Annotated in this window: 13 protein-coding genes; 8 read left to right on the forward strand and 5 right to left on the reverse strand. The window is 72.5% G+C overall.

Annotation, left to right across the window (positions count from 1 at the left end):
* The first annotated feature begins 5 nt into the window (after positions 1-5).
* Positions 6-869, forward strand: coding sequence for a tyrosinase family protein (locus ACIA6C_RS16525; protein WP_366079119.1), 864 nt, complete (start codon positions 6-8; stop codon positions 867-869).
* A 109-nt stretch (positions 870-978) separates the two neighbouring features.
* Here the strand turns inward: ACIA6C_RS16525 and ACIA6C_RS16530 are convergent, their stop codons facing one another.
* Both ACIA6C_RS16530 and ACIA6C_RS16535 read right to left on the reverse strand, forming a co-directional pair.
* A complete protein-coding gene (locus ACIA6C_RS16530; RefSeq protein WP_361125728.1) occupies positions 979-1257 on the reverse strand; it encodes a chaplin in 279 nt (92 codons plus the stop codon).
* 93 nt (positions 1258-1350) lie between these two features.
* A complete protein-coding gene (locus ACIA6C_RS16535) occupies positions 1351-1686 on the reverse strand; it encodes a hypothetical protein (protein WP_399276405.1) in 336 nt (111 codons plus the stop codon).
* A gap of 135 nt (positions 1687-1821) precedes the next feature.
* Here ACIA6C_RS16535 and ACIA6C_RS16540 point away from each other — a divergent pair, with 135 nt between their 5' ends.
* Entirely contained in the window at positions 1822-3267 is a 1446-nt protein-coding gene (locus ACIA6C_RS16540; protein WP_399276407.1) for a carboxylesterase/lipase family protein, read from the forward strand.
* Positions 3268-3288: 21 nt separating this feature from the next.
* On the opposite strand, the gene ACIA6C_RS16545 is transcribed toward ACIA6C_RS16540, so the two are convergent.
* Positions 3289-4770, reverse strand: coding sequence for an alpha/beta hydrolase (locus tag ACIA6C_RS16545; protein ID WP_399276409.1), 1482 nt, complete (start codon positions 4768-4770; stop codon positions 3289-3291).
* Between the two features lie 265 nt (positions 4771-5035).
* On the opposite strand from ACIA6C_RS16545, the gene ACIA6C_RS16550 reads away from it, so the two are divergent.
* From ACIA6C_RS16550 to ACIA6C_RS16560, 3 genes are read left to right on the forward strand one after another with little or no spacing between them, the layout of a single operon-like run.
* Positions 5036-5920, forward strand: a complete 885-nt coding sequence (locus ACIA6C_RS16550) for an alkaline phosphatase family protein (RefSeq protein WP_399276411.1) — start codon at positions 5036-5038, stop codon at positions 5918-5920.
* A 2-nt stretch (positions 5921-5922) separates the two neighbouring features.
* Positions 5923-7269: an MFS transporter gene (locus ACIA6C_RS16555; RefSeq protein ID WP_399276413.1), complete on the forward strand. Its 1347-nt coding sequence runs from the start codon at positions 5923-5925 to the stop codon at positions 7267-7269.
* A gap of 38 nt (positions 7270-7307) precedes the next feature.
* Positions 7308-8339, forward strand: a complete 1032-nt coding sequence (locus ACIA6C_RS16560; protein ID WP_399276415.1) for a TolB family protein — start codon at positions 7308-7310, stop codon at positions 8337-8339.
* A 37-nt stretch (positions 8340-8376) separates the two neighbouring features.
* Here ACIA6C_RS16560 and ACIA6C_RS16565 read toward each other — a convergent pair whose 3' ends face one another.
* Entirely contained in the window at positions 8377-9063 is a 687-nt protein-coding gene (locus ACIA6C_RS16565; protein ID WP_399276417.1) for a GNAT family N-acetyltransferase, read from the reverse strand.
* A 140-nt stretch (positions 9064-9203) separates the two neighbouring features.
* Between ACIA6C_RS16565 and ACIA6C_RS16570 the strand changes: the two genes are divergently transcribed.
* The 3 genes from ACIA6C_RS16570 (at position 9204) to ACIA6C_RS16580 (ending at position 12075) form a co-directional block, all read left to right on the forward strand.
* Positions 9204-10034, forward strand: a complete 831-nt coding sequence (locus ACIA6C_RS16570; RefSeq protein ID WP_399276419.1) for an alpha/beta fold hydrolase — start codon at positions 9204-9206, stop codon at positions 10032-10034.
* Positions 10035-10109: 75 nt separating this feature from the next.
* Positions 10110-11348, forward strand: coding sequence for an MFS transporter (locus ACIA6C_RS16575; protein WP_399276421.1), 1239 nt, complete (start codon positions 10110-10112; stop codon positions 11346-11348).
* A gap of 37 nt (positions 11349-11385) precedes the next feature.
* Positions 11386-12075: a (2Fe-2S)-binding protein gene (locus tag ACIA6C_RS16580; protein WP_399276423.1), complete on the forward strand. Its 690-nt coding sequence runs from the start codon at positions 11386-11388 to the stop codon at positions 12073-12075.
* 58 nt (positions 12076-12133) lie between these two features.
* On the opposite strand, the gene ACIA6C_RS16585 is transcribed toward ACIA6C_RS16580, so the two are convergent.
* Positions 12134-13894, reverse strand: coding sequence for a S8 family peptidase (locus ACIA6C_RS16585; RefSeq protein ID WP_399277276.1), 1761 nt, complete (start codon positions 13892-13894; stop codon positions 12134-12136).
* Between the last annotated feature and the right edge of the window lie 59 nt (positions 13895-13953).

Genomic DNA, 13953 nt, shown 5'->3' on the forward strand with positions numbered 1-13953 from the left:
CCGCCTTGTACACCCGGCAGAACCAGAAGGACCTGACCCGCGCCCAGAAGCAGCGCTTCACGGCGGCCGTGCTGGAACTCAAGCGCAACGGCACCTACGACCAGTTCGTCCGCACCCACGGCAAGTACTTCGTCCCCGACCGGGACCGCAAGCTGCGCGTCGGACACATGTCGCCGTCCTTCTTCCCCTGGCACCGGCGCTTCCTGCTGGAGTTCGAGAGGCAGCTGCGCTCCCTGGACGCCGGCATCACCATCCCCTACTGGGACTGGACCACCGACAACAGCCCCGCCTCCTCCCTGTGGGCCGAGGACTTCCTCGGCGGTACCGGACGCGAGGGGGACCACCAGGTGATGACCGGCCCGTTCGCCTACGGCAAGGGCAACTGGACGGTGACCGTCGGGGTCTCCGAAGCCCGCTACCTCACCCGCAACCTGGGCCGCCCGCAGACGCCGATCGCACTCCCCACCAAGGCCGAGCTCCAGTGGGCGCTCGACGACCCCGCCTACGACACCGCGCCCTGGGACTCCACCGCGCGGGGCGGCGGCTTCCGCAACAAGCTGGAGGGCTGGGCCGCGCCGAAGAGCGAGCGCTGGCGCAACCACAACAAGGTCCACCAGTGGATCGGCGGCCACATGACGGGCGGCACCGCCCCCAACGACCCGGTCTTCTGGCTGCACCACGCCTTCGTGGACCTGATCTGGGACCGCTGGCAGCAGAAGCACCCGGATTCCGGTTACCTGCCCGCCCAGCCCCCTCCGCTGGGCGACCCCCAGCACGGCCGGGTCATCGCCCTGGACGAGCCGATGCCGCCGTGGAACGTCACCCCGCGCGAGATGCTCCGACACCAGGGCCAGTACCGCTACGAGTGACGCACCGGCACCCGTACCGGGTCGGCGCACACCGGCCGCACCCGTACGAAAGGGCCCCCGCCGTCCGGCGGGGGCCCTCGCTCACTCGGTCATACCGTCCGGCGGACGATCACTCGCCGTAGCCCTCGGTGTGGTGCTCGTCGCCGTTCGACGCGTTGACGCAGGTGTTGCCGAACGCCGGGTTGAGCAGGGCGATCACGTTCACGGTGTTGCCGCAGACGTTGACCGGGACGTGCACGGGGACCTGGACCAGGTTGCCCGACAGGACACCGGGGGAACCGATCGCCGCACCGTGCGCTCCGGCATCGGCGACGGCCAGACCCGCACCAGCCGCCACGGCGGTACCGGCGACAGCGGTGATGGCGAATGCCTTCGCGATACGCGACATCAAGATCTCCTCGTGAGATTGGATCGCCGCAGGGCTGCGGCATTTGACATGGCATACAACGCCGTGGCCGCCGCGGGGTCACGGCCGCTGCTCCTACCCGGTGACGGAAAACCGCACGGACGCGAAGTAGGGCCGGACCGGGGTCACCGTTCCGGGCCGCAGCACGGCCACCGGGGCGCCCGCGCACCGCGGCTCCCGGTACAAGGCCGCGGTCGCCCGGCCGTGGTTGGTGACCGCCCGGCCGCCGCCGCCCTCCGCCGCCACGCAGCCGTGCGGCGCGCTCAGGCCGTGGACCCTGTCGTCCTGGCCCACGTACTGGAAGTCGGGTCCCGAGGCCGCCGCCGCGGGAAGCGGGGCGGCGGCCGCCATCAGCAGGAGGGGCACCGCGCCCGCCCGCACGACGCTCCGAAGGGTACGGTCGATCGACATGGCTCGCATGACCGGTCCAACCAGCCGCGCACCGGGCCGGGTCACGCCTTGTCACCCTTCGGGCGGGTGCGCGACCGTGCCCGGAACAGCGGATTCGGCGCCCTCCACGAGGGAGGACGCCTCCAGGAGGTCACGATGAGTCCAGCGGGCGGCACCCGGCCCCGGGCCCGCACCCGGTACGGCGTGGTCGAGGGACGGCTGGAGGAGGGCGGCATCCACGTCTTCCGCGGCATCCCCTACGCCGCCCCGCCCGTCGGAACCCTCCGGTTCGCCGCCCCCCGGCCGCCGGCCGCCTGGGACGGCGTGCGCGACGCGGGAGCCTTCGGGCCCACCGCACCCAAGGCGCCCTACCCGGACCGGTACGCGTCGCTGCTCCCGGACCCGCAGATCCCCGGCGACGACTGCCTGAACCTCAACGTGTGGACCCCGGACCCCTCGCCCGGTGCCGGGCTGCCGGTCATGGTGTGGATCCACGGAGGCGCCCTCACCCGGGGGTCCTCCGCCGTCCCGGTGTACGACGGATCGGCCTTCGCCCGCGACGGGGTCGTCCTGGTCTCGTTCAACTACCGGCTCGGCGTGCTCGGCTACGGCGTCTTCCCCGACGCGCCCGCCAACCGGGGCCTGCTGGACCAGATCGCCGCCCTCACCTGGGTCCGCGACAACATCGGGGCCTTCGGCGGCGATCCGGGCCGCGTCACCGTCTTCGGGGAGTCCGCCGGCGCCATCAGCGTCGGAGCCCTGATGGCCGCGCCCGGCGCCGCCGGTCTGTTCGCGCGCGCCGTCATGCAGAGCGGCCCGCCCGAGGTGCTGCCCCGCGAGCGGACCCGCCCGATGGTCCGCAGGATGGCCTCGCTGCTCAAGGTGCCCGCCACCGCGAAGGCCTTCACCGCCGCCGCCCTGCCGGACCTGCTGGCCGCGCAGGCAGCCGTGCTGCGCCGCTCCGGCCCGGTGACCGGCGGGCCCGCCTTCGGCCTGGTCGCCGACCCCGACTCGCTGCCCGAGGATCCGGCGGCGGCGGTGGCCTGCGCCGTACCGCTGCTGGCCGGCTGGACCGCCGAGGAGTACCGGCTCTGGCTCGCGCCCACCGGGGCGATGCGGGTGCTGGACCGGATGGGCCCGCTCGCGGTGGAACTGGCCCGCGTGCGCAGCGGCAAGGACCGCGCCGCCGTACGGGCGCTGCGCGCCGACCTGCCCGGGGCCGGCCCCGCCGACCTCGCCGGGCACCTGCTCACCGACCGGCTGCTGCGCGATCCGCTGCGCCGGCTCGCCGCAGCCCGCAGGCCCGCCCCGACCCACCTGTACGAGTTCCGCTGGCCCAGCGGTGTTCCGGGTCTCGGCGCCTGCCACGCCTTGGAGCTGGGCTTCGTCTTCGACACCCTCCACAAGCCGGAGTCCGCCTGGCTCGCGGGGCCGGACGCGCCGCAGGCGCTGGCCGACGAGATGCACGCGGCCTGGGTCGGCTTCGCCGCCGCCGGGGACCCCGGGTGGGCCCCGTGGGACGGCGACGGCCCGCCGAAGGTGTTCGGCGGGCCGTCGTGGGAGGAGCGGGACGCTCAGCGGGCCGTCGGGGTCACCCCGTAGTCCGCCGGCGATCCGGCCCCGTCATTCGACGGGGCCCTCCATGACCTTGCTGATGAACTCGATGGGGCCTTCGCCCATGTTCGGCACGTAGGTCTTGGCGTTGTGCTCGCCGCCCGGAATCACCCTCAGGCTGGTGTGGATCGGTCCCTTGCCGTAAGTGGCGATGAACTTCTGCACGTCGGGGAGGGTTCTCTTGTTGTTCTCGTTGTCGCCGACCTGGAAGGCGAGGTAGACGTCCGGGCTGCCCTTCTTGTCGATGAGCTGCTTCGCCAGCAGCTCCGGGTTGTTCTCCGCCTTCTCCTTCTCGTGGCCCTTCCACATCAAGGAGTCGGGCACGATGTCCGGTCCCGAGCAGATGGCGGCCTTGAACTTCTCCGGGTACTTGAGCACCGCCTTGAGGCTCGCGAAGCCGCCCGTGGAGGAGCCCATGAAGGCCCAGCCGTCGCGCGACTTGATCGTGCGGAAGTTCTCCCGCATCAGGTCCGGGACGTCGTCGGTCAGCCAGGTGCCCATCTTGGGCTGGCCGGGGATGTCCGAGGCGTCCCAGTACTTGTTCGACTGCTCGCCCTCAGGGTTGAGCACCGGCATGGCCAGGATGAAGGGCTTGCTCTTGCCCTCGCTGTACCACTTGCTGATGCTGGCCTGGAGCTTGAGGTCGGCGCCCATCCAGTAGTTCACCGGGAAGCCGGAGCCGCCGGGCAGCGCGATCATGACCGGGAAGCCGCTCTTGGCGAACTTGGGGTCGTTGTACTCCTTCGGAGCCCAGACCCAGACCTTCCCCTTGAAGCCCGACTTCTTGCCGTCGAGCGTGGTGACGGCCACGTGGGTGCCGTCGGAGAGGGTCGACTCGTTCTTGAAGACGGCCGTCGGGTTCGTCGGCATCGACATCTTCGAGTTCGCCGCCGGCTTGGGGGCCTCGCCGGCGGCGCCGGGCTTGGCCCCGCCGAAGCTGACCGCCTGCCCCTTGTCGCTGAAAGGAGGTATGTCGAAGTGGCTCATCACCAGGGCCGCGACACCCGCGAGGGCGAGGACGGTGGTACCGGCGATCAGCCAGCGCTTGACCTTGGACTTGCGGCGCGGGGGCTCCTCCTCGTACGGAGGCTCGCCGTACGTCTCGTACGCCCGGGTCTGGTCGTGCTGCTCCTCGTACGGCTGCTCGTACTGTCCCGGCCGGCGGTACTGGGGCTGCTGCTCGTACGGGGACGGCCCGCGCTGCGGGGGCGGCTGCTGGCCGTAGCCGCGCTGGTCGTACCCCTGCTGGTCGTACCCCTGCTGGTCATAGCCCTGCTGGTCGTAGCCCTGGCCGTCCGGCCGGCCGTACCCCTGCGGGTTGCCGTACTGCTGCGGCGGACGCTGCTGACCGCCCTGGCCCTGCTGCCCGGCGGGGCGGCCGCCGTAGGGCCGGCCCTGCTGCTGCCCGTACGGCGGTTGTGGTGGCTGCGGTTGCTGTCCTTCCGGCCGGTACGGCGGCTGGTACTGCTGCCCGTCGGGTGAGTACGACATGTGCGGTGGCTTCTCCGGCTTGGTACTGCCCCGTCGGGGCGGGGTGGACTGCTTCCGTTCGAATGATGAACGAAATTACCTGGTGGTTCCTCATTTTGCCTTCTCTTGACGTTCCCCGGGCCGCGGCATTGCCCGTGGCCAAGATGGAGGCCGGAGTTACCGTTCTGTTCGCCAAGTATCCCTGGCCCATGCACATGCCCCTGGGTATGTTGCCTCCGCGCCGCCGCCCAGACCCCCCGCTCCGGAGGTAGACCCCGTGTTTGGCATGCCCCTTTCACGCTCTCGCCGCAAGACCGCCCTCGCCACCGCCTTCGGCGTCACCGTCGCCGGCGCCGCCCTGTGGGCCGGCATCGGAGCCGCCGCCCAGCCCGCCCACGCCGCGGGCCTGCCGGCCCCCGACCACATCGTCGTCGCGGTCTTCGAGAACCACGCCTACGACCAGGTCATCGGCAGCTCCAGCGCCCCCTACATCAACTCCCTCAAGAGCGGTGGCGCCGACCTCACCAACTCCTTCGGCGTCACCCACCCCAGCCAGCCCAACTACCTCCAGCTCTTCTCGGGCTCCAACCAGGGCGTCACCGACGACAGCTGCTACACCCCCGCGTTCAGCTCCGCGCCGAACCTGGCCTCCGAGCTGATAGCCGCCGGCAAGAGCTGGGCCAGCTACAACGAGACCCTCCCCAGCCAGGGCTCCACCACGTGCAGCAGCGGCAAGTACGCCCGCAAGCACAACCCCTGGTTCGCCTTCTCCAACGTGCCCACCAGCACGGCCAAGACCATGACGCAGTTCCCGACGGACTTCACCACCCTGCCCAAGGTGTCCTTCGTCGTCCCCAACCTCTGCAGTGACATGCACGACTGCTCCGTCGGCACCGGCGACACCTGGCTCAAGAACAACCTCAAGGCCTACGCGGACTGGGCCAAGACCCACAACAGCCTGCTCGTCGTCACCTTCGACGAGGACAACCGGCTCGCCGGCAACAAGATCCCGACGGTGCTCTACGGCCAGCCCGTCACCCCGGGCAGCACCTCCTCCACCACCTACAACCACTACGACGTGCTGCGCACCCTCGAAGGCCTGGCCGGCCTGAGCACCCACGCCGGGAACGCCGCCGGCGCCAAGGACATCACGGGGATCTGGACCTCCTGACCATGTACGTTGCGGACAGTCGCGGTACTCCCGCGCCCGCCGTGACCCCCGAGCCGCAGGCCGTCGTCCCGGGCACCCCCCCAGCCACCGCTGGGGGGACCCCCCGCCCGGGGCGGCGCGCCGCGCTCGCGCCCACGGTCCTCGCCCTCGGCACGGTCAGCCTGATCACCGACGTCTCCTCCGAGATGGTCACGGCCGTGCTCCCGCTCTACCTCGTCGCCGGACTGGGCCTCACCCCCCTCGGCTTCGGACTCCTCGACGGCCTCTACAACGGCGTCAGCGCCCTGGTCCGGCTCGCCGGAGGCCATTTCGGCGACCGCCTCGGCCGGCACAAGGCCCTCGCGGGCATCGGCTACGGGCTCTCCGCCCTGTGCAAACCGCTGCTGCTGCTCGTGCACACCCTGCCCGCCATCGGGGCGGTGCTCGCCCTCGACCGCACCGGCAAGGGCCTGCGCACCGCGCCGCGCGACGCCCTGATCTCGCTGGCCGCCGCCCCCGCCGAACGCGGGCGGGCCTTCGGCGTCCACCGGGCCATGGACACGGCCGGCGCGCTCATCGGCCCGATGCTGGCCTTCCTGATCCTGCGCGGCGCCGCCGACGGCTACGACGCCGTCTTCACCGTCAGCGCCTGTGTGGCCGCCCTCGGCGTGCTCGTCCTGGTGCTCTTCGTGCCCGGCCGCCGGACCCGGCCGGCCGCCGACGCGGCCCCCGTCTCGCTGAAAGCCTCCGTCGGGCTGCTGCGGGGGAAGGGCCTGCGCCGCATCACCCTGTGCGCGCTGCTGCTGGGCCTGTGCACCGTGAGCGACGCGTTCGTCTTCCTGCTGCTCCAGCGGGCCGGCCACCTCCCCGACCGCTGGTTCGCCCTGCTGCCACTGGGCACCGCCGCCGCGTTCTTCCTCCTCGCGCTGCCGCTCGGCCGGCTCGCCGACCGCGTGGGCCGCCGCCGGGTCTTCCTCGGCGGCCATCTCGCGCTGCTCGCCGCCTACGGGCTGCTGCTGACCGGCGGAGCACACCCCGCTCTGCCGTACGCGGTGCTCCTGCTGCACGGTGCGTTCTACGCGGCCACCGACGGGGTACTCATGGCGGCCGCGGCCGCCGTCGTGCCGGGGGAGCACCGCGGGGGCGGGCTCGCCCTCGTACAGACCGGGCAGGCCCTCGCCCGGTTCGCCGCCTCCCTCGGCTTCGGCGCCGCCTGGACGGTCTGGGGCGCCCGCCCCGCGCTGGTGGCGGCCGCCGTGATGCTGACCGTCGCCCTGGCCGGCTGCGCGCGGCTGTACTCCGCGGACACGGGCGCGGGCGCGGACGTGGACACGGCCGCGGACGCCGAAGCGGTCGCCGACGCCGTCTGAACCCGCCCCCACATCCCCCGCACGACCGAAAGGCCCCCATGACCCTCCAACGCCGGATCCTGATCCTCGTCACCGCCGTCGTGCTGCTCGCCGCCGTGGGGGTGCTCGCCGTCGTACGGGCCTCGTCGCGGGCCGACGAGAAGAACCGGGCCCAGGCGGGAGGCCCCGAAATCGCCCGCGGCGAGGTCTCCTTGGCCCCGGCGGACGGCGGCCCGCGGATCGTCTTCCGGAACATGGCGTGGGGCCCGCACCGCGACGAACTCGTCACGGTCCCGGCCGCCTCGCCCGGCGGAGCCCGTACCGCCTCCGGGGTGAGCTGCCTGCGCTTCCACTCCGCGGCGGGCACCGGGATCTGCCTCCAGGCCGAGAAGGGCGGCGTCCAGGAGCAGTACCGCGCGGTCGTGCTGGACGCCCGCCTCAAGGCGGTCTCCTCGCACCCGCTCGCCGGTATCCCCACCCGGGCCCGTGTCTCGCCCGGCGGGCACCTCGCCGCCTGGACGGTCTTCGTCGGCGGGGACTCGTACGCCGGTACGAACTTCTCCACCCGGACCTCGCTGCTCGACCTGCGCACGGGCCGGTACGACGCGTCGCTGGAGGACTTCACCATCGTCAAGGACGGCAGGACGTACCGGAACGCCGACGTCAACTTCTGGGGCGTCACGTTCGCCGCCGACGAGCAGACCTTCTACGCGACGCTCGCCACCGGTGGCCAGACCTATCTGGTCCGCGGGGACCTCACGGCACGTACGGTGACCACGCTCCGCGAAAACCTGGAGTGCCCCTCCCTGTCGCCGGACGGCACCAGGCTGGTGTTCAAGAAGCGGGTGCCGGGCCTGTCCGCCGACGCTCCGTGGCGGCTCTACGCCCTGGACCTGGCCACGATGGAGGAGACCCCGCTCGCGGAGCAGCGCAGCGTGGACGACCAGGTGGTGTGGAAGGACGACCGGACCGTCGTCTACGCGCTCCCCGGCGACTTCGGCGCCGACCTGTACGCGCTGCCCGCCGACGGCACGGGCGCACCGGCCCCCCTCATGACGTCGGCCCTCGCCCCCGCCTTCCTCGGCGGTTAGCCGGAAGACGGGGGCGAGGGCCGGCGGCGAAGGACCGTTACGCCGGGACCAGCGTCTTGCGGCGCCGCCTGCGCGGCGCGGCGGGCGCCAGCCGGAGCTCGATGATCGAGCGGACCGTCGGCCACTCCTCGTCGAGGACGGAGTAGAAGGCCGTGCTGCGCACCGCGCCGTCCAGCCCCCGCGAATGGGCCCGGCGCACCCCTTCGCAGGTGAAGCCGAGACGTTCCATCGCGGCCCGCGAGCGGCCGTTGCGGGCGTCCGCGCGCAGCGAGACGCGGCGCACGCCCCAGGTCTCGAAGGCGTGGCGGAGCATGAGCAGCTTGGCCTCGGTGTTGATGCCGGTGCCTTGGGCCTGGGGGGACAGCCAGGTGTTGCCGATCTCGGCGGCGTCGGGGACCGCCGTCGCCGGATCGCCGAACGGGACCCCCGGCACGGCCGGCCACACGAGCGGCCCCTGCCAGTAGTCGAGTTCCAGGAACCGGGTCGAACCGACGACCCGCCCGTCGGTGGCTCTGACCACCGCGAACGGCAGAGATCGACCGGCCGCCTGATCGGCGAGCGCGCGGTCGATGTACTCGTGGGACGCCTGCAGCCCGTGCGGCACGGGAGTGAAGGCGTAAGTCGTACGATCCTCGGCACCGGCCACGGCCAGGGCCTCGGCGTGGTGGGGGGCGAGGGGCTCCAGCCGCACGGAGCGGCCGGCGAGGAGTACGGGTACGGGCACGGAGCCTTCGGTCCTTCTGGGCGGTGGGGTGGTTGCACAGTCTGCGCTCCTGACGTCACCCCCCGCGCAAAACGCGGGTGAAAGGCAACGGGCTGTCAGGTGAACGCGAGTGGCTCAATGTAGCTCCTTAAAGTGCTCCCATGAACCCCCAAAATGGCAACGCCGCGACGATGTTTTTCGACGATCTCGGTCTCCGGGGCGCGGAGCCCGTGCTCCTGGTCCACGGACACCCGTTCAACCGCACGATGTGGGCGCCCCAGGCCACCGCGCTGGCCGCCGCCGGATACCGCGTGATCGCCCCTGACCTGCGGGGATACGGGGAAAATCCGGCGCGCCCGGGCGTCACGCCCTTCGCCGCGTTCGCCGACGACCTCGTCGCCCTCCTCGACCACCTGGACATCGAACAAGCGGTCGTCGGCGGGGTGAGCATGGGCGGTCAGATCGCGATGGAACTCTGGTTGCGCCACCCGGGTCGGGTAGGGGGCCTCGTACTGTCGGACACGTCCCCGGTTCCGGAGACCGAGGAGGGCAGGACGCTGCGTCGCGAGCTCGCCGATCGGCTCCTCGCCGAGGGCATGGAGCCCTACGCCGGAGAGGTCATCGACAAGATGCTGGCGCCCTACAACGTGGCCGCGCTGCCACAGGCCGCGGCCGCCGTCATGAGCATGATGTGTGCTACCGACCCCGAGGGGGCGGCCGCTGCCCTGCGCGGCCGTGCTGAGCGACCCGACTACCGTCCCGTCCTGGCCGCGCTGCCCGCGTCCGTGCCCTGCCTGGTGCTGGTCGGCGCGGACGACGTCTACACCCCCGTCGCGGAGGCCGAGGCCCTGCACGCGCTCATCGCCCACTCCCGGCTCGCCGTGATCGACCGGGCCGGGCACCTGCCCGGCGTGGAGCAGCCCGAGGCCTTCAACAAGGCGCTGCTGGAGTTCCTCGCGGACAACCGGTCCGGGTGGCAAGCGGCCCGCTGATCTGCCCAAGTGGCCCGCTGAAATGCCTTCCCACTGGCCCATGAGACCGGGCCAGTGGGCTGCTCCAATGATCAGGTGACGATACGCTTCCTGCCCCCGTCCGGAGCCCCGCGCCGCCTGGCTGCCGCCCAGTTGGGCAATTCCGTCGGCGACGGCGTCTACTACGTCTGTTCGGCGCTCTACTTCAACCAGGTGGTGGGCCTGCCGCCCGCCCGGATCGGCCTCGGTCTGACCGTGGCCTGGGCCGTCGGCTCCCTCGCGGGCGTCCCGCTCGGGGCCCTCGCCGACCGGCGCGGGCCCCGGGGCACCTCGGTGCTCCTGGCCGTCGCCACCGCCGCCTCGGTGGCGTCGTTCCTCTTCATCCGCTCGTTCTGGGCGTTCCTGCCGGCGGTGGTCTGCTACGCCACCGCCCAATGCGGGCTCGCAGCCGCCCGTCAGGCACTGCTCGCCGCAGTGGTCGAGCCCGCCGACCGGACGGGGGTGCTGGCCCACCTCCAGGCCGTCCTCAACGCCGGGCTCGCGGTGGGCGCCGCCCTCGGCGGGCTCGCCCTGAGCGCCGGCACCGAGCGGGCCTACCTCACCGTGTTCGCGCTGGACGCGGCCGGCTTCCTGCTCTGCGCCGCGCTGCTGCTGCGGTTGCCCGCGGTGGCACCCGTACGGCGGCGATCCGCCGGGGAACCGCGGCTGGCGGTGCTCCGCGACCGGCCGTACGCCCTGGTCACGCTGCTCAACGCGGTCCTGCTGCTGCGGATGCCGCTTCTCAGCCTGGCGATCCCGCTGTGGGTCGTGGAGCGCACCCACGCCCCCGGCTGGCTGGTGTCGGCGCTGTTCGTGCTCAACACCGCCGCCGTGATGCTGTTCCAGGTGCGGGTGGCCCGGCAGGTGACCGGCCTGGAGAGTGCGGGCCGGGCCGTGCGCCGCTCCGGGCTGGTGATGGCCGCCTCCTGCGTGGTGTTCGCCGTCTCGGCGCTGCCCGGGGCCGGGTGGGCCGCGGCCCTGTTGCTCCTGGCGGGAGCCCTCCTCCAGGTCGACGCCGAGATGCGCCAGTCCGCCGGGTCCTGGCAGATCGGCTTCGCGCTGGCCCCCGCCGGACGGGTGGGCCAGTACCAGGGCTTCTTCGGAACGGGTGTGCCGGTCGCCCGGACCGTGGGGCCGCTGCTGCTGACCTCGCTGCTCCTGCTGTGGGGTGCCCAGGGGTGGCTGCTGCTGGGCGCCGTGCTCGCGGCCGCGTCGTACGCCATGGGCCCGGCGGTGCGCCGGGCCGGGGCTGTTCACCGGGGAAGCGAGCCCTCGGGTGCCGTCGTCCAGGGGTGAAGTCCTGCGAGGGGCGGCCGCCTGAGATCATCACCGGATGGAGGAGACCGGTATGGAGGACGTGCTGCGGCGCCTTGCCGCCGTCGGGCCGTTCTTCCGCGTGCCGTACGGGGACACGCCGCCCGGGTCGGGTTTCCGGCCGCTCGCGGAGCTGTACGGGGACGGGCTCGGGCCCTACGTCGCCGAGATCGGGCGGAGGATGGGCAGCGGCCCCGGCAGGGTGGCCGCCTCCACCGCGCAGTTCGGCCTCGCCTCGCGGCTGTGGTCGCTCGGGCTGGGATGCGCGGCGCTCTCCGGTCGCGTGCCCGACCTTGGGCCGGACCGGGTGTGGTGGCGACTGCCCGGGGCGGGCTCGCTGGAGCTGTGGCTGCCCGATCCGGGCCGCGGCGCAGGTCCCGCCGGGTCCCTCGGGGAGACCGTGCCGGGCCACCTCGCCGTCCTGGACGCCCGACTGCGCGAACGGTTCGGCGTATCGCCCCGGGTGCTGCACGGCAACAGCGCCTCCGCCCTGGTCGGAGCGCTGCGCGTCCTGATGGACCGGATACCGGGAGGCACGGCGGTACGGCTCGCCGAGGGCCTGCTCGCCGACGGCGGCCCGCTCGGCGGGACGGGCACCTTCATCCACGAGGAGGGCCTCGGCGTGGCCTTCGTCCGCCGCAGCTGCTGCCTCTACTACCGGGTGCCCGGCGGAGGCCTCTGCGGCGACTGCGTCCTGCGGACGAGATGACGCGGCGGGCTCCGGGGTGCGGTGGGGCCGCACTCCGGAGCCCGCGGGGCCGGGAGACCTAGAAGGTCAGGTTCCAGGCGTCGATCTTGCCCGTGTCGGAGGCGGCGTTGTCGTTGACGCGCAGCTTCCAAGTGCCGTTCGCGACCTCCGAGGAGGCGTTCACGGTGTAGGTCTGGGCGATGTTGTCGGTGCTGCCGCCGGCCCGGTTGTGCAGGGTGTAGACCGAGCCGTCCGGGGCCACCAGGTCGACCTTCAGGTCACCGATGTAGGTGTGCTTGATGTCCACGCCCACCTTGAGGGTGGCCGGCGCGTTGCCGGTCACTCCGGAGACGGTGATAGGACTCTCCACGGTCGCGTTGTCGGCGATGGCGAAGTCCCCGAGGTTCTCGAAGTACTTGCCGGGCGGCGGGGTGGACCCGACCGCCTTGAGGGCGTCGACCTGGCCCTCGCCGAAGAACGAGTTGTTGGCCGTGGTGCCCGTGCAGCGGTTGTCCGACGGGCAGGCGGTGTCGTTGGCCTGGGCGGCCAGCTGCGCCCGGATCTGCGCCGGGGTGATGCCCGGGTTGGCACTGGCGATGAGCGCCGCCACGCCGACCACGTGCGGGGTGGCCATCGAGGTGCCGCTCTTGGTGCTGTACCCGCCGCCGGGGGCCGTGGAGTACACGTTGCTGCCCGGCGCGGCCACGTCGATGACGCCCTGGCCGTAGTTGGAGAACGAGGCCTTGGTGACGCCGGTGCCGTTGGCCGCGACGGTGACCACGCCCGGGAGCTCGGTCGGGATGTCGAGGCAGGCGTTGGTGATGGTGCGGGTGACCGGCGTCGAGTCGTTCGGGCTCGCGGAGTCGGTCGTCTTGTGGGCGAGGTCGTAGTCCTCGTTGCCCGCCGCGGCGATCTGGAGCGAGCCCTTGCCCTCGGCGTACTCCTGGGCCCGCTTGACACCCTCGATGATGGCGGCCTGATCGATGTTGTCCGGGCAGTTGAACTGCCACGGGTCCGTGTAATAGCTGTTGTTGGTGACCTTGAAGCCGTGGTCACCGGCCCAGACGAAACCGCAGATGGTGTTCTCGGCGAAGAAGAACGAGTTGCCCGGCTCGGCGACGCGGACCGAGGAGATCTTCACACCCGGGGCCACGCCGACGACGCCCTTGCCGTTCTTGGCCGCGGCGATGGTGCCCGCCACGTGGGTGCCGTGGGTGTCCACGTCCCGCCAGGCACCCGTACGGGTGTCGGGCTTGCCGTAGGCGCAGGAGACGGAGTCGGCCGCGTTGAAGTTGGGCGCGAGGTCCTGGTGCTGGTCGTCCACACCGGTGTCCAGGATGCCGACCTTGACGGAGGGGGAGCCGGGGTTGACGGCCCAGGCCTGGTCCGCCTTGATCTGGCTCATGTCGGCGCGGACCGGCTCGCCGGCCGGGGTGGACGCCTGCGCCGGGTTGGCGGGCAGCGCCGGGTTGTAGGCGTCGGCCGGGACGTCCGAGGTACGGGTGGCGCCCACCTGCTGGACACCGGCGACGCCGCGCATGGTGGCGGCGAAACCGCTGGACGCCGAGTGGGCGACGATCACGCCGATGGCGTCGAAGCTGGAGAAGACGGTGCCGCCGTTGGCCGTGATGGCCGAGCGGACCGCCGTGCTGTCACCGGGAGCGGTGATGACGAGGTAGGCGCGCGTGCCGGCAACCCAGGTCGCACTCTGGGAAGCCGGCGCGGCGGCCGGGGCGTGGGCCTTGGCGGCCGGCGCGGTGGAGGGGGCGACGGGGAGCGTGCCCGCGAGGGCGCCGGGGGCACCGAACGCGAGGGCGGCGCCGAGGGCGGCCGCGAGCACCAGCGTCCGTCGAGGTCGGCTGGATATGTGGGGTATCAATGCGTCCTCCGAAGACGGCC

Origin of the sequence: Streptomyces sp. NPDC051578 (genome assembly GCF_044454045.1) — a bacterium.
Taxonomy (GTDB): Bacteria; Actinomycetota; Actinomycetes; order Streptomycetales; family Streptomycetaceae; genus Streptomyces.